The sequence below is a fragment of the Candidatus Hydrothermales bacterium genome (assembly GCA_039630235.1).
Lineage (GTDB): Bacteria > Hydrothermota > Hydrothermia > Hydrothermales > JAJRUZ01 > JBCNVI01.
The window spans coordinates 340,733-360,018 of record JBCNVI010000001.1 but is presented as its reverse complement, the minus strand read 5'-3'; the positions used below and the strand labels follow the sequence as shown (position 1 = coordinate 360,018).

At 30.4% G+C, this 19,286-nt stretch carries 22 protein-coding genes and 1 tRNA gene; 16 read left to right on the top strand and 7 right to left on the bottom strand.

What is annotated here, in order from left to right; all coding sequences use genetic code 11:
* Position 1: 1 nt before the first annotated feature.
* The 3 genes from ABDH49_01725 to ABDH49_01715 are packed head-to-tail and all read right to left on the bottom strand — an operon-like array spanning position 2 to position 2,560.
* Positions 2-574, bottom strand: coding sequence for a polyhydroxyalkanoate synthesis regulator DNA-binding domain-containing protein (locus tag ABDH49_01725; protein MEN3045696.1), 573 nt, complete (start codon positions 572-574; stop codon positions 2-4).
* Positions 574-1,845, bottom strand: a complete 1,272-nt coding sequence (locus tag ABDH49_01720; protein MEN3045695.1) for a DUF1302 family protein — start codon at positions 1,843-1,845, stop codon at positions 574-576. The genes ABDH49_01725 and ABDH49_01720 overlap by 1 nt, the downstream gene beginning before the upstream one ends.
* 10 nt (positions 1,846-1,855) lie before the next feature.
* A complete protein-coding gene (locus ABDH49_01715) occupies positions 1,856-2,560 on the bottom strand; it encodes an outer membrane lipoprotein-sorting protein (protein MEN3045694.1) in 705 nt (234 codons plus the stop codon).
* Between the two features lie 643 nt (positions 2,561-3,203).
* Here ABDH49_01715 and ABDH49_01710 point away from each other — a divergent pair.
* From ABDH49_01710 to rpoN, 16 genes are all read left to right on the top strand, one after another.
* The gene (locus ABDH49_01710) at positions 3,204-3,437 is read left to right on the top strand and encodes a hypothetical protein (GenBank protein MEN3045693.1); all 234 of its coding nucleotides are present in this window, start codon (positions 3,204-3,206) and stop codon (positions 3,435-3,437) included.
* A 236-nt stretch (positions 3,438-3,673) separates the two neighbouring features.
* Positions 3,674-3,856 carry a hypothetical protein gene (locus tag ABDH49_01705; protein ID MEN3045692.1) on the top strand — a complete coding sequence of 61 codons (183 nt, stop codon included), beginning with the start codon at positions 3,674-3,676 and terminating at the stop codon, positions 3,854-3,856.
* A gap of 74 nt (positions 3,857-3,930) precedes the next feature.
* Positions 3,931-4,584, top strand: a complete 654-nt coding sequence (locus tag ABDH49_01700) for a hypothetical protein (protein ID MEN3045691.1) — start codon at positions 3,931-3,933, stop codon at positions 4,582-4,584.
* Positions 4,585-4,988: 404 nt separating this feature from the next.
* Entirely contained in the window at positions 4,989-5,783 is a 795-nt protein-coding gene (locus ABDH49_01695; GenBank protein MEN3045690.1) for a hypothetical protein, read from the top strand.
* A complete protein-coding gene (locus ABDH49_01690; GenBank protein ID MEN3045689.1) occupies positions 5,780-6,058 on the top strand; it encodes a hypothetical protein in 279 nt (92 codons plus the stop codon). Before ABDH49_01695 ends, ABDH49_01690 begins: the two co-directional genes overlap by 4 nt.
* Positions 6,055-6,552: a T9SS type A sorting domain-containing protein gene (locus ABDH49_01685; GenBank protein ID MEN3045688.1), complete on the top strand. Its 498-nt coding sequence runs from the start codon at positions 6,055-6,057 to the stop codon at positions 6,550-6,552. The genes ABDH49_01690 and ABDH49_01685 overlap by 4 nt, the downstream gene beginning before the upstream one ends.
* A 372-nt stretch (positions 6,553-6,924) precedes the next feature.
* A tRNA-Val gene (locus tag ABDH49_01680) sits at positions 6,925-6,999 on the top strand.
* A gap of 11 nt (positions 7,000-7,010) precedes the next feature.
* Complete coding sequence (locus tag ABDH49_01675) at positions 7,011-9,380, top strand: YfhO family protein (GenBank protein MEN3045687.1); 2,370 nt, start codon at positions 7,011-7,013, stop codon at positions 9,378-9,380.
* A 57-nt stretch (positions 9,381-9,437) separates the two neighbouring features.
* Positions 9,438-9,635 carry a hypothetical protein gene (locus ABDH49_01670; GenBank protein MEN3045686.1) on the top strand — a complete coding sequence of 66 codons (198 nt, stop codon included), beginning with the start codon at positions 9,438-9,440 and terminating at the stop codon, positions 9,633-9,635.
* The gene (gene thpR / locus ABDH49_01665) at positions 9,632-10,183 is read left to right on the top strand and encodes an RNA 2',3'-cyclic phosphodiesterase (protein MEN3045685.1); all 552 of its coding nucleotides are present in this window, start codon (positions 9,632-9,634) and stop codon (positions 10,181-10,183) included. The genes ABDH49_01670 and thpR overlap by 4 nt, the downstream gene beginning before the upstream one ends.
* Positions 10,184-10,198: 15 nt before the next feature.
* The gene (locus ABDH49_01660; protein ID MEN3045684.1) at positions 10,199-11,170 is read left to right on the top strand and encodes a KpsF/GutQ family sugar-phosphate isomerase; all 972 of its coding nucleotides are present in this window, start codon (positions 10,199-10,201) and stop codon (positions 11,168-11,170) included.
* Positions 11,167-11,991, top strand: a complete 825-nt coding sequence (locus tag ABDH49_01655; GenBank protein ID MEN3045683.1) for a lysophospholipid acyltransferase family protein — start codon at positions 11,167-11,169, stop codon at positions 11,989-11,991. The genes ABDH49_01660 and ABDH49_01655 overlap by 4 nt, the downstream gene beginning before the upstream one ends.
* On the top strand, positions 11,940-12,473 hold the full coding sequence (gene lptC, locus ABDH49_01650; GenBank protein ID MEN3045682.1) for an LPS export ABC transporter periplasmic protein LptC: 534 nt from the start codon (positions 11,940-11,942) through the stop codon (positions 12,471-12,473). The genes ABDH49_01655 and lptC overlap by 52 nt, the downstream gene beginning before the upstream one ends.
* Positions 12,470-13,345, top strand: a complete 876-nt coding sequence (locus ABDH49_01645; protein ID MEN3045681.1) for an OstA-like protein — start codon at positions 12,470-12,472, stop codon at positions 13,343-13,345. The genes lptC and ABDH49_01645 overlap by 4 nt, the downstream gene beginning before the upstream one ends.
* Positions 13,342-14,061: an LPS export ABC transporter ATP-binding protein gene (gene lptB / locus ABDH49_01640; GenBank protein ID MEN3045680.1), complete on the top strand. Its 720-nt coding sequence runs from the start codon at positions 13,342-13,344 to the stop codon at positions 14,059-14,061. The genes ABDH49_01645 and lptB overlap by 4 nt, the downstream gene beginning before the upstream one ends.
* Positions 14,058-15,428, top strand: coding sequence for an RNA polymerase factor sigma-54 (rpoN, locus tag ABDH49_01635; protein MEN3045679.1), 1,371 nt, complete (start codon positions 14,058-14,060; stop codon positions 15,426-15,428). The genes lptB and rpoN overlap by 4 nt, the downstream gene beginning before the upstream one ends.
* Here rpoN and ABDH49_01630 read toward each other — a convergent pair.
* The 4 genes from ABDH49_01630 to ABDH49_01615 are packed head-to-tail and all read right to left on the bottom strand — an operon-like array spanning position 15,414 to position 19,117.
* The gene (locus ABDH49_01630) at positions 15,414-16,280 is read right to left on the bottom strand and encodes a DMT family transporter (GenBank protein ID MEN3045678.1); all 867 of its coding nucleotides are present in this window, start codon (positions 16,278-16,280) and stop codon (positions 15,414-15,416) included. The genes rpoN and ABDH49_01630 overlap by 15 nt on opposite strands.
* Positions 16,265-17,557 (bottom strand): hypothetical protein, encoded by a 1,293-nt coding sequence (locus tag ABDH49_01625; protein MEN3045677.1) that lies wholly within the window; start codon positions 17,555-17,557, stop codon positions 16,265-16,267. Before ABDH49_01625 ends, ABDH49_01630 begins: the two co-directional genes overlap by 16 nt.
* Positions 17,554-18,018 carry a thioredoxin-dependent thiol peroxidase gene (bcp, locus tag ABDH49_01620; protein MEN3045676.1) on the bottom strand — a complete coding sequence of 155 codons (465 nt, stop codon included), beginning with the start codon at positions 18,016-18,018 and terminating at the stop codon, positions 17,554-17,556. Before bcp ends, ABDH49_01625 begins: the two co-directional genes overlap by 4 nt.
* 58 nt (positions 18,019-18,076) lie before the next feature.
* The gene (locus ABDH49_01615) at positions 18,077-19,117 is read right to left on the bottom strand and encodes a glycosyltransferase (GenBank protein ID MEN3045675.1); all 1,041 of its coding nucleotides are present in this window, start codon (positions 19,115-19,117) and stop codon (positions 18,077-18,079) included.
* Positions 19,118-19,286 lie beyond the last annotated feature (169 nt).

Sequence of the window (19,286 nt, the reverse complement as noted above, 5' to 3'; positions counted from 1 at the left end):
TCTACTTTATTCTTTTTAACACTTCTTTTAAATCATTTTTTATCTCCTTTAAGTCTTTCTTTATTTCATCTATTTCTTTTATTTTTTTCTCAGAAATTCCTAGTTCTTTAAGTATTTCTCTAAGGATAGTCCTAATTTTTTCTTCGAGTATCCTTTCTCTTTCCCTCGCAGATTCAATCAGTAGATTCTTTAACTCTTCTGCCTCTTTTTCGCCAATTTTCTTTTTATCAACTAAAGTTCTCACAATTTCTTTTGCCTTTTGTTCAGTTAAAGAAATTGCGTTTACTGAAGCAATAAGTGAATTTTTTATAAATTCAATTACAGTTGATTTACCAGATTTTATGATTTCTTTTAATATATAAGGAGCTGATGAAAACTCTTTTCTATCTTTTACAGTTTCCATCAAAATCTGAACTAAAGTTAGATCAGTTATATCGTCACCGGTCTCATTGTCAATCACTATAAACTCAATTCCCTCTTTTACATAGTTTGAAAGTTCTGAAATTGTAATCATTTTTGATGCCTCTGTATCATAGAGCTTTCTGTTAGAATATTTTTTAATTATCCTCTTCATTAAAAATTTACTTTTAGGTTTAGATAAAATTGATCAAAATTTTTAAAAGAGTAAAATAGACTTGATGGTGAATTTCCGTGTATATTTATGAGTCCAAAATTTATATCTAAATTGTCATCAGGCTTATAACTTACTTCAGGATTTGTCACATAACCACTTTTTTTTCTAATGTCTTTAAAACAGACAATTTCATAGATACCAGAGAGGCCTATTTTTAAATTCTCTCTTAAATATTTTTTTTCAATTCTCAGAGCAAGGTAACTATGTAGTGAATTTTCAATATCTGGGCTATATCTTTCAAAGAAGAAACCGTAGTTATACTGGAAGTTAATGTATAGACCATTTTTAAAAGTATAGTCAAGTCCAGTCGTATACTTTAAATAGGGATCCCTTATTTTTACAGTATCTACAGGGATAAAGCATCCTAGCTCTGCCCATACTCCTACATCTTTCACTTCACCGGCGAGGTCAAAGCCTATCATATGAATTTTTGGGAAAAAGTAAAAAAACTTAACTGTTGTATCTTTATCTATCACAGGTTTGGTTTCTTTTAATAAAGGAAAGTTGTCAAATCCATAAAAATAGGAAAGTGAAAAATTAAATTTTAAAAGCTTTCCATAGAGTTTTGAGGCAAACATCGGATTTTTAAGAGAAGGGAATATGATAGTATCTTTTATATTATCAAGATCAAAGGTAAAAGAATTTAAAAAGAATTTGAAAATAGAAATATCTTCTGGTAAAAGTGGAGGTATGAATTTAGGTAAAAGGATTCCTTCTAATGTGAATTCTCTTGGAAAATATAAGTTAATTAAAATTGCCTCTGACGGAATTTTTCTGCCAAAATCAAGTAGGTTCTGAAGATCATAAGGATTTATTATATCTGTTGGATTTAGCCTATCAGCTGTTCCCCATGAAATCCTTTGTTTGCCTATTTTTATGTCAACATTTTTAAATGGAAAACTGTATATATTTACATAGAATTCCCATATGTGAGCTTTTAGCTTATAGGAAGGCTCTTTAAGACTTAAAAGATTACTTTGAGTATTTTTGGACCAAAGTCTAAGTAATAAAGACGTTTCATATTCGTATTTATCTTTTCTATCTTTTAATGAAATTTCAAACTGATGGAACATATAGGGTAGAGGTATAACGCTGTCAACTGAAAAAATATCTGGTTGAATTAAATAGAAGTTGTTAATTTTTGCCTCACTATTTATTTCAATAGAGTAAGCTATACAAAAGGAGAGAAAAAATAAGGTTATTTTTTTCATTTTACTTTTCCTATTCTGCTTTTTTAAGATTTCTTTGAGTAAAGATCTCGTCAGAAAGACCTAAATCGTAATCTTGCTTTATTGTTTTCATAATAGTTTTATGTTTATCTTTAACGTTTTCCATTTCTATCTCAGGGATTGACCAGTAATTTTTTATCTGAACGAATTTTTTGTTTCTCATAATTTTCAAAAGATTTTTACCTTTATCAAAAAATTTAACTGAATCGGGAAGAAAGATTTTTTTATTTACAAACATTGTAAGTTTTGAATATTCTACATCGGAGCCAGGTTTTGGAGTAAGTTCAAGAACATATTGATTTTCGTTTTCCTCTTTAATAGTTGCATTGTAATTTTTTGTAAATTCACTTTTTGCAAGATCATTGTATGAAAAGTCTGTTCCCATGAAGGATTCATTTTTGACATGAGAGGCAATTCTTCTTATTTTTTTGAAAGCAGGTAAGTAAATATAAAGTTCGTCATCTGAAAGCACAAGAAAACCAACGCCCTTTACATCAGCTGGAGATTTAAAAACAAAAAGTTTTTTATTTTTCCCCTTCATCCATACTTTCATCTCTCTTTCTTTTTGGGTACCGTCAGCCTCAACAAGAATCATCTTTAATTCAGATATTCTATCTGAAGGAGCATTATAGTTATCCTCCACCTTTTTTAGGATTTCGTTACCATTTAGTATTGAAAAGATTAAAATTAACTTCATTTTTAACCTCCTTTTTTACAGATTTACGCATTGAATTTACGCATTGCATATATAATATTATAAAAGGTTTTTCGAGTTTTTTCAAGATATTACTTCTAATTACTTTTTAATTTTTGAAAAATTTAGAGTTTAGGAGGGTTAGTTTAAATCATAGTTATGTTGGTTTCAAAAGGGGAAGAGGAGGATAAAGATGTTTTACTAGAGCAAAGGGATAAAGGTAGTGCTTGTGCCTAAAAACTTGCAATAGAACTTTACAAAAAGTATGATAATAATATGAAAGAAACAAGTGGCATATTCAAAGATCCGCAAGCGATAGAATTATTAAAAAAATAGTTGAGGAACTTAAAGAAATTAGGGAAGGGGGAGAAAAAATAGGAAAGGCGCTATGTGAAACTATAAGTGATATAAAGGAGGAGAAGAGGAAAACAAGGGAGGCGTTATGTGGAGTTATAAGGGAGGAGGGGAAAAGACAAGAAAAGTCACATAAGGGAAGAAGGGGAAAAGACAAGGGAGGTTTTAAGGAGTGTTGCTAGTATGTTTTCTACTTTACCTGATGAGTTTGCAGGAGGAGCTGCCTTTAAAGCTTTGTAGACTTTTTTGAAGCTTTTAGGGTTTAAAAAATTAGAGTTTATATGTAGAAGAAGTGTTAAAAATTCCCGGAACCTCAAAATATGCAAACTTGCTAATAAGGGGCGAAAAGGATTATAAAGAGTATCTATTTTACATTGATGTGCACCCAAAAGCCAAAGAGAAGGATATAATAGAGTTTAAAGAAGCAATAGATGTTGTCAGAGAAAGAGAAAAAGATATAGAGATCATAGGTATATTTGTAGCATCACACTTTGACCAAAAAGAAAGAAAACTCGCCCTTGAATAATGAAGTTAAAAGGACCACTCCTAATGACCGTAGAGCAAACCTCAAATCTTACTAGATCATAACCTACATTTGTCATAGTGATTTAAAGACCACTTTTTTGGATCACTTTCATTTTTAACCCGATGCCACTTTTTACCCTTTGAAACAAATTTGGCCTCTTTTCACACAAAAAATTGAATTGTAAAAACTTGAAAAAAGATTTTTTTAACAGATAATTCTTTAAAATGAGGAGAAAAATGAAAAAATTAGGGGTAATTTTAATAGGCTTAGTAAGTTTATATGGGAGAGATACACTTGTTTATGTGGGTTCTTTTTATCCTGGAAATAGAGTACTAACAGATATAGCGGTTGTTGGAAATAAGGCATATCTTACTGCACATGGTTCTCCTTTTGATACTACAGGAGGGATAATTTTTTAGATTTAACTGATAGAAAAAATCCTCAATCACCTTTTTTAGTTTCTCACTCCGGGGTCAGAAAAAGTTGTGTCCTTTTGAGATTTTATAATGGTATACTTTATGTAACAAACGAGCCCTTCTATGCCTATCTTAATTCATTTGATGTGACTAATCCATCAAATCCCATATTTCTTGATTCTATCGGAGTACCTAAGTATGATCCTTTTTCGCATAGTTCATTAGTTAGTTTAGATGTATATTCAAATTATGCCTATTGTGGTTCAGATTCTGGGCTTTGGATAGTAGATATTTCAGATCCAGCAGATTTAAAAAGAGCTAACTTGCTTGTTTTTGATGGATACGCATTGAAAATAAGGGATACTTTACTTTTCACAAATTTTGAACGGGAAATGGTAAAAGATCTTTCTATTGATCCTATAAATCCCCCTGAAATAGCAAGAACAAATTCAGGTTGGAGTAGTTGGAGAATTTTTGTGGATTCTGCCTATTATTATTCTCTAACGTTTATCTGGCAGCCTGCTCCACTTTTAATTTTTAAACTTCAAGAGCTTAAAATAGAGGAGAGATTTAAAGAAAAATCAGCTATTTATTTGGATTTTAAAACTCTATCAAGATATAAGGTGAAAATTTTGTATGAGCTACCCTTTTCGCAGTATGGAAGAATTTACATTTCGGATAAATCAGTAAGGATTTTAAATGTTTTTAGAGAGGGTATTTTAAAAGGGTGAATTTCTATGGCAAGCCCCTACCTCAGAAATTTACTTTTTAACTCTGGAAATAGATAAAGAAAAAAATAACAAAAAAGATATTGATAAAATAGAAATGGAGGGGCTAAAATGAAACTCTTAATTTTTTTACAACTTAGTATTTTATACTCCTGTATACAATGTTACACATATTTCAGATTCTGTTATTTCAAATAGAGTTATTCAAAGTTTTAAACCGAACTGTGACTCTTTATATTCAGTTATTTTTACAATTCACTATACTTCACAAGATTTAGATTCTTTGAAAATAAGTATTCTTGATGAAAGACAGAGTTTAATAGTAACACGGAAAATTCCTATGTTGTTTGGTAAAAGAGAATATAAAGTTATATTTTCACCACCTGTAGGGGTTTGCAGGACTTTCTTTGGCACATAGATATCACTCTGGTACTTCACGTATAAACGTTACAAATTGTTATTTTATAAAAAATTGTGTCGGAATAAGAATAGGAAGATATGGGAATTCTCCTTTGTACGCTTTATATGATATAAAAGTTTCAGGATATGAATTCGAATCTAATTTCTACGCACTTTCTTTTCACGGAGGACATGTTTCACATATAAATTCTGTATTTAAGAGAAATAAATTAAAAAACTCGGACTCTTCTAATATAATGATTTTTGTGCCTCTAAAATCTGTTGGATTAAAGTTAAACCTTGGTAATCTCGAAAATAATGATACGATTGACGATGGAATGAACCATATTTTAGGGAGTGTCTGGTCAATTTATAATTTTTCCTATGATACTATTTATGCACAGGGAAATTTATGGGATTATCAAGATTCAACGTTAATAGATTCAAAGATTTATGATGATAATGAGAACCCAGCTTTAGGTAAGGTTGATTTCAAATATTTTTATAGAGCAGGAAGGATTGATAGAGATTTAATAGTAAAGGGTAAATTTCTTATTTCTGGTGATATAATAATTCCTGAAAGTGTTAAGTTAAAAATAATTCCACCTGCTGAGATAATTTTTGCAAAGAACTTTGATATTTTAAGACAGGGTAATGATACAAGTAAGGCAGAATTAATTATTTATGGTGATTTAAAGATAGAAGGTGAGGGAAAAACTACATTTACCTCTGATGGTTTTATAAAAGAAAAGGGGGATTTTTATGGAATAGTATTTAAAGAAAAAAAAGAGATGAAATTATGAATCAAGTTTTTGATGAAAAAAGTAACATATACTTTAGGAATACAAGGATTGAATATTCCAACAAAGGGGTAGAGTTTTTAAGAGATAAGAAATTAAAGTTAAAGGACTTGGAGATTTCAAATTCAAATTATGGAGTGTATTTTAAGGGTAGGGAACTTGACTTGGGAACTTCAGTGATTTCTTTATGTGATACAGGGATTTATCTTTTAAAAGGCAAGGGTCATATAAAAGAGACAAATGTAAAAGAAAATGAAATTGGTGTTTTATATAAATGAACAACGGAATAGGAATATATGTAAGTGAAAATTCAAAGCCTAAATTAAAGAATGGACATAATTATATATGTTACAATTCAAGTTATAATCTTTATAACAACACAAGGTTTGATATAGAAGCACAGAAAAACTTTTGGGGAACACAAGATGTAGATTCGATATCGCTTTTAATTTATGATTTTTATGATGATCCTTCAAAAGGAAAAGTATATTTTGAGCCAATTTGGGTACCTAGAAAAGAAATTCTACTAACTATTCAAGGAGAAAAAGGAAAACCGATTGATTTAATTAAAATAATTGAATTTATTTTAAGTAAAAAATCAGAGATTTGTTTGAATATTTATGATGTTTCTGGGAGAAAGATGAGGATCATAAATAAAAATTTAGAACCGGGTACTCATAGGCTGAAAATAAATAATCTTAAAAAGGGCACTTATTTTATAGATACTAAAGTTAATGGAATAAGAAGGAGATTTAAGGTTTTAAAGATTTAGGATTAAAAAGATGCCTTTTGCAAGCATTTATAGAGGTTAACCTAGGTTTGTCATCATTATTTGAAAAAACACTTTTTCTCAATTACTTTCAATCTTAATTTGACACCACCTCAAATAGCTCACTCAATTTTACCCAATTAAATCTTGTGTCAAAGATAAAACCCCTTAAACAAAATTGATTCAACCAATTTTAAAGATTTAAAGTTAAAAATTCGATTTTTTACATAAAAAAGCGGTCAATTATCTGAATATCACCGATTTAAAGGTGTAATAAACTTTTATGGATATTTGAAATTCATATACCCTATAAGTTAGAATGTCATTGTGGATATAAGTGATAGAAGAGGTGAAAATTTTTGATTTAAAACAGGGGGGCGGGTAGCTCAGCCTGGTGAGAGCGTCGGCTTTACAAGCCGAAGGCCGTAGGTTCAAATCCTGCCCCGCCCACTCCCCCTAAAATGAAAAACTCCCTAAACATCTTCGAATCTAAAATCAAAACCCTTATTCTATACTCAATCCTATCGCTTATCTACTTTTTTGACCCCCTTTTAACACTCAAACTGATGGCTGGTTCTGATTACCTACTCGGAGGCTACGCCTCAAGAGAATGGCTCTCCTTTTGGCTAAAAAAACTTTACCTACCCCTTTGGTACCCAAGCGAAAGACTAGGATATCCACTCCTTGAGGAATTCTGGATGGATATCTTCACACCAACCGGACTTTTAAGACTCTTTTTACCTACTCACATCCACTTTAACCTTAGCTTTTTTATTTACTCAACCCTCGCAGGATTTGGAACTTACCTTTTTCTCAGGGAATTAAATATTAAACCACTCTTTGCCTTTGTCGCTGGTGTTTTTTATCTATTTTCAGGTGCCCTAATAACAAATACTTCAGCAGGACATCTAAACAGACTCGTAAGTTCCTCTCTTTTACCCTATGTTCTCCTATTTCTCCTTTTAGGTGTTAATAAAAGGAAGCTTTTCTTTTTCATTATTGCAGGCTTTTTTGCCGGATGGCAATTCCTCGGCGGACACTTCCAATTTAACTACTTCTCCTTTTTTATTTATATTCCCTTCTTCTTTTTCCTCCTATTTTCAAATCCTTACAGTGTAAAAGAAAAAATAAAGTTAACTTTTTATGCAGCACTTGGACTTTCACTTACCTTGATGCTTTTTTCAGTTTATTTTTTACCCCTTTTAAAAAGTCTCAAATTTGTAGCAAGGGGTATTGAAAGAGGGTATGAATATTCTGCAAGTTGGCCCCTTTTTCCACTTGAAACCCTTGATATAATATTTATCTACTTTGCAGGTTTCTTTGATACCTACTGGGGCCCTAACTTTTTTAGACTCAACCATTACTATATAGGGCTTTTCCCCTTCATATTTTTTATACTTTCCTTCTTTTCCAAAAATAAAAAAACTGTTCTGTTTTTCTTTATTATTTTCCTAATAACTCTCACTTTTGCCTGGGGTAAGTATTTTATAACACACAAGATTTTTTATTATATTCTACCTGGTATAAGTAAATTTAGGGGACCCTCAAACATATTTTTCCTAACCACCTTTTGCCTTGTTGTTCTATCAGCTTTTGGTCTTACTTACTTTTTTGAAAACTCTGAGGATAAAAAAGTAAAAACAATACTTGTGATCTTTTTCTTTTTCTTCATTTTTTTAATTTTATTTTTATCGCCAATCAAGGATTTTCTTAGAGCTATCGTACAAAAAATCGCAGAAAGTCAAAGAGAACTCAACGAGAAACTGTTTGCCCTTGATAGGGTAATTCCACTTTTCAGAAATAACCTTATCCTTTTAATTTTTGAAATAATTCTCGTCTACTTTTCCTTTTTTCTATTGAAAATTAAATTAAAGAGAGAGTTTCTTTTCCTTTTGTTTCCACTTGTTACAGTTTTCGAAGCTCTCATTTTTTTAAAACCCAACTTTTTAAAGTCTATTGATATTAAAGATTTCCTAAAAAGCGACGAAGTGATAGACTTTCTCAAAAAAAGAGAAGGTGAATTTAGAGTTTTTTATTTTCCTGGTCTTTATGAACATGATAATGACGGAATTTTATCAATTTACGGGATTGAAGATGTGGGAGGATATGTAGCTAGTCCAATTCAAAGATACCAGGACTTTATCGGTGCAGGTCAATCAGTTATGTTTAACCCCCAAAATTTAATAAAAAATAGAAATTTATTGAATCTCTTAAATGTAAGATATTTGATTTTTCCAGCTTTTCCCATGGATACACTACAAGTTACCGGTAACATAAGAAAAATTGTTAAGTTTCTCTCCGATTACACACAGGGTATGGATCTTGTTCTAAAGGGAAATAAATACTATGTTTTTGAAAATAAGAGCGATTTCGGTAGATTTTTTGTAAGAGGGAAAGTTTATGTAGCAAATAATGAAGATGAGGCATTAAAACTGACCTTAAAAGAAAGTCTTTTCGATACTCTTGTAATAGTTGAAAAAAAGTTTTTGAATGATGAACTAAAAAATTTTGGAAGAACTTTTCCACAGATTGAAGAGCTAAAAATTCTTGATAAAAAACCCGGATACTATAAAATTAGAATAAAAGTAAATCAAAGGGCAATTTTAGTATTTTCAATGAATTATCACGATGTATGGAACGTGTTTATTGATAATAAAAAAGGCACAGTATTTCCTGTAAATTACACCTTAATAGGTACTCTAGTGCCTGAGGGAGAGCACGAAATTATCTTTAGGTTCGGTTCCGCCCTCCACTACGCTGGGATTTTTACTACTCTTTTAGGACAACTTATTTTTTTATCTCTACTTGCACTTTTCATTTTCAAAAGATAAAATTAAAATCTTAAAAACGGGTTCAACGCCCCTTTTGTCTAAAGAGGAGAGGAAAAAATGATTTGTCCTGAGTGTGGCTCAACAAAAATTGAAGAAATAGAGAAGGGGTATTTTTATTGCCTTGAGTGCGGTTATGAATTTTCAGAAGAAGAAGAATATATCAACGACTCAGAATACGAAAGCACTGTTCTCGAAGATGAAGAGGAAGAGGAATACTACGATTACGATGAGGAGGAAGAGGAAGAAGAATTTTGAGTAAACTAAGACTCTTTTTTGGTATTCCTATAGAAGAAGACAAAAAAAATAAAATTTTTGAGTATTTAAAAAAACACAACGTTTTTAAAAGAGACTATAAGTGGGTTCCAAAAGAAAATTATCATATTACTCTAAAATTTCTTGGTGAAGTAGAAGAGAAACTAGTAAAAGATCTTGATAAAATTGGCGAGGAAATAAGTCTTCTGTTTAATAGTTTCGTAGTCCACACTAACGGTTTTTCAGGGTTTCCTAATAAAAAGAAAGCAAGAGTTTTTTTCTTAGATTTAAAAGAGAAAAGGGAAATAGCCAAAGTATTTGAAGTTCTCGAAAATAAGGTTTCAAAGCTTAACTTTAAAAGAGAAGATAGAGAATACCATCCTCACATTACTCTTGCAAGACTAAGGCATCCCGAAAGCATACCAGAATTAGAACCCCTTGAAATTGAACTGAACATAGATAGATTTTCATTGTACCAAAGTATTTTGAAAAAAGAAGGCTCTTTATATAAAATTTTAAATATCTATTTTTTTAATAAAAAAGTTTTTTAATTTAATAAAAAAATTATGGATAAAGAAAAAATAATTGAAAGAGCGAAAGACGTATTGAAACTGGAATCTGAAGGGATAAGGAAAATAATTAATATGTTGGATAGCGAGTTTGTTAGAGCTGTTGAACTCATCCTGAGCACAAAGGGAAAGCTAATTGTTACAGGTCTTGGAAAATCAGGAATAGTCGCAAAGAAAATTGCAGCTACCTTCACTTCTACAGGAACACCAGCAATGTATCTTCACCCCTCAGAGTCATTACACGGAGATCTTGGAGTTGTCTCTGAAACAGACACCGCCTTTTTTATATCAAAAAGCGGACAAACTGAAGAGTTACAAGTTCTATTCCTCTTTTTTAAAAGAAAAAATATACCTATTATTTCGTTAACAGCTAATAAAGAATCAGATCTTGCAAAAAATTCAGATGTTGTATTACATGTCCCTATTGACAAAGAAGCTTGTCCCTATGATATTGCTCCCACTGTAAGTACAACAGTTTTTCTTGCCGTGGGAGATGCACTCGCTATTGTTGTTATGGAGCAAAAAAACTTTAAGGCAGAGGACTTAGCCGCCCTGCACCCAGGAGGAGTAATAGGAAAAAGGTTCTGGTTAAAAGTAAGAGACATGATGGTAAAGGGTAAAGATGTACCTATAGTTCATAAAGACTCACCTATGAAAGATGTGATAATCGAAATGACTCAAAAAAGAGGAATAACTAGTGTCGTTGATGATAACGGTAAAGTTGTAGGAGTTATAACTGATGGGGATTTAAGGAGATTGTTAGAAAAAAGTTGGGAAAAAATTTTTACTTATAAGGCTTATGAAGTTATGACAACTAATCCAAAAATTATTGGGCCTGATGCTTTAGCCTATGCTGCGGCTAGAAAAATGGAAGAGTATAAAATAACAGCTCTCATAGTAGTAGATAAAGAAAATAGACCAATAGGAGTAATTCATCTACATGACCTTATGAAAGCAAATGTAATTTGAAAAAACTTTATAAGAGGGTAAAAAGAGTAGTTATCTCCTTTTCGATTCTTTCACTCGTTAAGTTCTTCTATTATTATCCCATTAAATTCTATAAGGCTTTAGCTCTCTTTTTTTATTTTTTTCTCTCAAAATTTAGAAAAATTGGACTTAAGAATCTAGAAATTCTAAATTTTAAAAAGAAAATTTTGTGGAAGAATTTCTGCTTTATGACCTATTGTGCTCTTAGATTCATAAAGTTAAGGAAAAAAAGTGAAGATGAAATAGTAAATAATGTAGAGGTTTCAAATCTCCAGATTTTAATTGATAAAATGGATAAAAAAAGGGGAGTATTTGTCTTTACGCTCCACTTTGGATTTTGGGAAATTATCCCAATTTACTTTTCTCTTAAGGGTCTTAAAGTCTGTGTAATAGCTTCAAAAGTCTATACAGACTCTATAAACAATTTTATTAACAATATAAGAAAAAAATTCAATATAGAAGTTTTTCATCCGGAAAACGCCTATGCTTTGATAAAAAGACTTAAAAAAGGCTATGCAGCTGGAATTTTGATGGATCAAAAGCAAGGTGGAAAAAGGAGCTTTGTTAATTTTTTTGGTAAAAAAGTCGAGGCTCCAATAGGTCCACTGGAAATTGCTTATAAACTAAAACCTGAGGTTTTATTAATGAGAACCCTAAACCTAAAAGATAAAGATCATATTTACATTGAAAACTTCAATTTGAGCTATAATTTGAATTATGACCTACAATGTATATATAACAAATTTGAAGAATGGATAAGAGAAAAACCTTGGCAATGGATACTCATACATCAAAGATTTTAATAACTTTTCTTGCTATTTTCCTTTTATATTGTGAAGAAAAAAAAGTTAAAGAAATAAAACTAGTCGAAAATCTGGAGGAAACCAAAAAAGTCAAAATTGTTGAGTATAAAGAAAAAGAAAAAACCTTTGAACTTTACTCTGAGGATATAATAACAAAAGAGAACGTAATTAGGGCTAAGGATGTTGAAATTGTTGTGTATAACAAAGGTTTAAAAACTTTGTTAATAAAATCTAATTTTGCAATTTACAGGGAAAAAGAGGGAATTTTAATACTTGAAGATAACGTTAAAATTTGGAATTCAGAGGGAGACACCCTTTGGGCAAAGGAAATTATCTATGATTACGAGAAAGGAATTATAAAAAGTAATTCACCGTGTGAACTCTTTCAAAAAGGTAAACTCATAAAAGGTGAAGGTTTTGAAAGCAAAAAACCCTTCAAAAAGATTAAAATCCTCGGAAAAGTTAAAGGCATATCCCGATGACTCTTTTACTTTTTATTATCTTTTCTTCAATGGACTATTCAGCTGATGAAGTATTTATCGAAATTAAAGATAATGTAAGAATAATACACGCTAGGGGCAATTTAACTTTTAAAAAAGAAAACTTTGAAACACTGGCTGACTCTGCTATAATTTTTGAAAGTAAAAGCGTTGATTCTCTCTATATCTTCAAAGACATTAAGATTCTTTCAAAAAATCTAAACATATTTTGTAATAAAGCTTTTTATAGCCCTGTTAAAGAGTATGCAATTTTAGAAAATAGTGTAAAAATAGAAAATGACACTTTATTAATTGAATCAGAAAAAATTTTTTATAGTAGCAAAAAAGATTCAGCCTTTACTGATAAGAAAGTACTTATAAAAAATAAGTTAAAAAATTTAAAAATAGAAGGCATAGGAATGGTTTATCTCACAGGGAAAAAATACGGTAAAGTCGATTCGCTTATTCAAATAAATATAGAAGAAAAAGAAAACACAATAGAAATAACCGGAAAAAATCTTATCATCTTTGATAAAAGTTTCTATGTTACAAAAGATGTAGAGATTAAATCAAAGGATTTCTTTGCCGAATGTGATACTTTAGTTTGGAAAGATGATGAAATACTTCTATTTGGCCAGAGACCCTCAATAAAAACGCACGACTCCTTTCTTGAAGGTAACCTCATTAAAATTCTTTTAAAAGATAAAAAGTTAAGTAAAATAATTTCAGAAAGAAAAAGCCTTTTAAAATCCGTTATAGAAAAAAAAGACACGCTTTCCCTTTTATCTGATTATCTCGAAATTTTTCTTGATGATTCACTGAGAATAGAAAAAGTAGCAGCTTTTAAAAACGTTGAAGGTATTTTAAAAAGATGACTTTAAGAACAGTAGGACTTGTTAAGATCTATAAAAAAAGAAAAGTAGTTGATAACGTCTCAATAGAGTTAAAAAGGGGAGAAATTGTCGGACTTTTAGGACCTAATGGAGCCGGAAAAACCACTACCTTTTATATGATCTCTGGTGTAATAAAACCAAACAGCGGTAAAGTCTTCATAGAAGACATAGATATAACAGATTTTCCCATGTATAAAAGAGCAAGAATGGGTATATCCTATCTACCACAGGAACCCTCAGTTTTTAAAAAACTGTCGGTCTTTGATAATATATACGGAATTCTTCAAATGAGAGGATACGATAATAAATTAGCCTACCAAAAAACAGAGGAAGTTTTAAAAAAGATGGGAATCTTTCACCTAAAAAACTCTAAAGCCTATATGCTCTCGGGAGGAGAGAGAAGACGATTAGAAGTAGCAAGAGCCTTAGTACTTGAACCGAAATTCCTTTTACTTGATGAACCCTTTACAGGAATAGATCCAAAAACAAGAGAAGAAATACAGTTTATAATTTTATCTCTCAAAAATGAACAAATAGGTGTTTTAATAACCGATCATAACGTAAGAGAGACACTTGAAATAACTGACAGAGCTTATATAATATATGAAGGTAAGGTCTTAATTTCAGGTAAATCAGAAGAACTTGTTAAAAATGAACTTGTTAGGAAAGTTTATTTGGGAGAAAAGTTTAAGCTATGAAAGAAAAAATTAAAATTAAGCAGGAAATAACTTTAAAACCTGTTCTTTTGCCTCGTCTTGTTCAACTTGCGAAACTCTATTCTTTAAATCTTCTAGAGTTGAAAGAATATCTAAATAATGAACTAGAGAAAAATTTTATCTTAGAAAAGAAAGAAAAAGTGTTATCTGAGGTAGAAAGCGAAAGGGACGACTTTGAGTTAAGGGAATTTTTTCAAGTTTTTTCTGAACCTGAATATAATGAAAGTAAGGAAATGGAGGAAGAAGAAGATTTCTTTTCCCTAATTCCTTCGAAGGGCCCCTCACTTTATGAAAGATTGGTCTATCAAATAGAATACGCATTTAAGGATAGAAAAGAAAAAGATTTAGCCCTAAAGTTAATTGATTTTATAAACAAAGACGGTTACTTAGAGGTTGATATCAAAGAAATTGCAAAAATACTTAATGTTAGTGTTGAAGAGGTTGAAAAGGTTAGAAAAAGATTGCTTCAGCTTGATCCTGTTGGTGTAGCTGCAGTTGATTTAAGAGAGGCTCTACTTGCTCAACTTGAAGTAAGAAAAATGGAAAATACTCTTGCCTATCATATAGTTAAAAACCACTTTGATAAACTTAAAGAGTCTAAAGAAGAGCTTTTAAAAATTTTAAATAAAAAACCAGAAGAAATTGAGGAAGCACTTATATTAATAGGGAAACTAAACTTTAAACCCGGAAGTATTTACTCTGAGGAAAGTCCAGAGTACGTCATTCCAGAATATGCCATAAAAATAAGAAATGGTGATCTCGTCGTTGAAGAAATAAGAGGATTGATACCCCAGATACGTTTAAATAGGTGTTATCTCAGGTTACTTGAAAGAGAGGATACCCCACTTAGTGTTAAAAAGTTTATCAGGGATTATGTAAATAAGGCAAGGGCTTTTTTTGAACTTTTAAATGAAAGAAAAAGAAAAATTGAAGAGGTTTTAAATTTTATAGCTAATTATCAAAAAGAATTTATTACAAGTTCTGAGGGTAAACTAAAGCCTATTTCTCAAAGTGAAGCTGCCAGGAAACTTAATATTTCTGTTTCAACTTTGAATAGAATAATAACAGGTAAATATGTGGCAACTCCAAGAGGTATATTTGAACTGAGGTTCTTCTTTCCTAAGGGACTTAGAACTAAAAAAGGGGATATAGTTGACAGAGAAGAACTTAAAAGTTTCATAAAAGATCTAATTGAAAAAGAAGCTCAAGGTTCACCCCTATCTGATAGTCAAATAAGAGAAATCATAAAAGATAAAAAAGGGATTGAAATAACAAGAAGAGAAGTTTGTAAGCTAAGGAAAGAGTTAGGTATAGAAAGCTCTATTAAAAGAAAATTAAAGTCTGTTTAAAAGAATTCCTGAAATAATAACTATAAGTCCAATTATTGAGCTTGACATAATTTTTTCTTTTAAAATTAAACTTATCAAAAAAAGTGAGATAAAAGGAGAAAGGTATATTAAATTAGAAACGAGGGCGATATTTTTTGACTTTTTTAAAGCGTATAACCAGATTAAATATGTTATACCCATCTCGAATAAGCCTATGTAAATAGAGCCAATAAGACCCTTTAAAGAAGGAATTCTTATAGAATCGGTAAAAATCTGTGTTAAAAAAATATATAAAAAACCGAAAAAGAAATTCATCGTTAATTTTTCTACTTCACTTCTTTTATCCTTTAAGTTTAAAACCCAATACAAAGCAAATATTAGAGAGCTAAAAAGAGCTAAAAATACCCCAAGTTCACTTTCAACTTTTATAGTTTTAAATTCTCCCTGAGTAGCAATAACTATTACTCCTAAAAAACTTATAAAAAGTGCCAAAATATTTTTAAAACTAACTTTAGTTTTTAAGAAAAAAGATGAAATAAAAGTTAAAAGTATTGGCCATGTATAGTTTAAAGGTTGAGCAATTTGGGCTCTAAGAAGTGAGTAAGCCTTAAAAAGAATAAGATAGTAAAGATAAGGATTTAAAAATCCCAAGATTACTGAACTTAAAATTTCACCTTTTGATATTCTAAATAGACTTTTCTTTCTCTTCCTAGACGTAAAAAGATGAATCAAAAATAAAATTAAAAAAGATGTTAAGGAAGAATAAAAAAGCATTTCCCTAAAAGTTAGGTATCTTAGAGTAAGTTTAAACGCGGTAGCAACCGTTGACCACAAAAAAGTAGCTAAAACAGAAAGAACTAAACCTTCATCCATTTCCTGTAAAATTCTTCAAACAAGTAGACGTCTCTTTTAAAATTATTTCTATCATAATTCCTTAAATAAAAAAGAAGATCACAAGCCGAATAATTTCGACTTTGGTCTTCCCCTAACTCTTTTATTAAATTTCTCACACTCTCCTCAAGCGTAGTCTTTTTGTTCTCCCTCTGCATAAAAAACCTTATAAATCTGAAAACCTTTAGCAAATTAAACCATAAGTAAAAGTTCCTAACATAAACTTTCTTACTCTTTGTTCTTGCCTTTATATTTTTTATTTCTCTTTCAACTCTTTCTTTTATAAGAAACTCTCTTAAAAGGGGATGAAGTTCTTTAAGCGATTTTTCACCTATAACAAAATATTTTAAATTTTTAAGTTCCTTAAAGGGATCTAATGGTATTGAGTAGTAGAATTTTTCTTTACCTTCAACATAATCCTTTAAAGCTTTACCTGTTCCAAAGGGAACTCTCTCTGAAATTCGCGCCCTTGGATAAACGCATGTATTGACTATATCAGTAAATCTAACATGCGGCAAAATTTTTTGCACAAAATAAAAATCTTCACCTGCTTTTCTTTTTGATTTAAATCCTCCAAATTTTGAGTAAGTATCAGCCCTGAATGCAAAACAGGATCCAATTGTGTACGATACAAAAGGATAATCTGAATATAAAAGTGAATTTTTGTAAAATCTCAAAAAAAGTTCATAGTAGATTATCCCATCTTTTAATTTCTCATCATCTAAACTTTCAAAGGGATGTTCAAAATAAATATGCGAGAATTCAGACTCTGAAGTCTTAAAAGTTTTAATAATTTCCTCAAAATAATTATCTTTAACAAAACAGTCAGCATCAAGTGTGGCGATTAATCCCCTTTCATTTCCTAAATAATGATATCTAAAAATAGCTTCATCACATAAAACTTTCCTTGCATTTCCTATACCAAACTTTTTCCTCGGAATGTTGTCTAGGTATATGTTATATATTCTAAAATTTCCCTCTTCTAATTCTTTCTTTTTTAAGTTTAAAAATCTTACTATCTCTATGTGTTTTTTTCTTAAAATTTCTGACGCATTTTCTGGCTCATTAACTAAAAAAATTATCTCAATTTTAAATTCTTTTTTATAAGCTTTTATTAAGGACTCAATTAAAACCTCTAAACTATTAATATCCTCGTTATACACTGGAACTGTGATGATAAGGTCAAGCCCCTTAATAGGTTTTTCTTCGATAATGGCTTTACGTGAACAAAATTTCTTTAGATAACTTTCAAGTATCAAAGATATTTCAAAACTTCTTTTACATGTCCCTCTACTTTCACATTGTAGAAGGCTTTTTTTATGATTCCCTCTTCATCTATTATAAAAGTAGATCTTACAACTCCCTTTTTGACTTTTCCTCCCCTAGTCTTTTCAGAACACACTTTATAGGCTTCCGCAACCTTACAATCTGGATCTGAAAGTAAGTAAAAATTTAAGTTATATTTATTTTTAAAATTAAAATGCGATTTTATTGAATCTTTACTTACACCTACCACCACTGCGCCCTTTTTATTTATCTCTTCCAGATTATCTCTAAAGGAGCAGGCTTCTTTTGTGCAACCAGGAGTATTATCTTTTGGATAAAAATAAAGAATAACCTTTTTTCCCCTAAATTCTTCAATAGAAATTTCTCTTTCCAATCCCTTTTCATCAATTCCCACTAATTTAAAATACGGTGCTTTTTCTCCCTCCCTTAACATTTTAGTCTCCCTGTAACATTCTAATTTTATCTTTTCCTTTTTATCTTATGCAAAATGATTACAAAGACTTTATAAATTTTTTCTGTTTTTCCTCATAATCTCTGATCCTTTCCTTAAACTCAAATTTTATTTTACCGTTTACTATATCTTCCACAATATCATTTATATTTTCTAATTTATCTAAAAGTATTCCAGATCCAGTTGTTTCTAAAAATTTTGTGTTGCCCATCTCTTGGCCAGGAAGTGGATCTATGGCGACAAAAGGTTTTAAAAGATAGTTACATTCTGCTACCGTACTTCCACCCGGCTTTGAAATTATAGCTATAGCCCTACTTATAAGTTCATATATCTTCTCAGTATACCCAATTACCTCAATTTGATGTAGTTTCTCTTTCTCCCCTATTTCTAATAACCTTTTTTTAATTTTTATATTAGTTCCACACACATAAATCTGTTTAAAATTCAAATTTTTTAGTTTCTTAAAAATTTGGAAAATTGGACCTGCACCCCTTCCTCCACCCATCACAAGAATATAATCATTACTGAATGAACTAATTTTTCTAAATCCCCTTCTTACTGGATATCCTAAAACCTCAAAGTTTCCCTTTATAAGTCCCTTTTTTTCAATCTCAATTTTTGAATATTCAGAAGGAAGCCAAAGCAAATCATAACCCTCTACAGTCCAAGCCCTGTGAATTTCACCAAAATCAGTTATAACAGAAATAATCTCAAACCTATATTTACACTTTAATTCATAAAGTATAGGAACATAAAAAGGATGGGTAGAAAAAATAATCTTTGGTCTTACTTCTTTAATAATTGATCTTATTGCATCTCTAAGAAAAAAGTTCTGGAACCTTAAAAATTTTTCATAGCTTTCATTATTAGTAATATAAAAGAAAGATTTCCAAAGACTAGGATAATCTGCCAAAAAGTAATAGATTTTATCAGAAATCGAATATGGAAACTTAGATATTTTCAGGATATCCACAATTAAGGGCCTTTCATCTCTAAGATCCTCTAAAATGTCCTTAATAGAGATTCCTGCTATTTTGTGCCCTGCACCAGTAGACGAAATCAGTATTAAAAATTTTCTCAATTTATCTATTATTTTAATTATATTGAAATTTTATATTAATTTTGTTATAATTATAAAGAGAGGGGAGAGGTGATCTAAAATAAATACAATCGAGCTATTGCAACATCCTCAAATTTCCGTCCCCTGGGTCTTTCAAAATCCCTCTCCCCTTTACTTTTTATTTATTTTA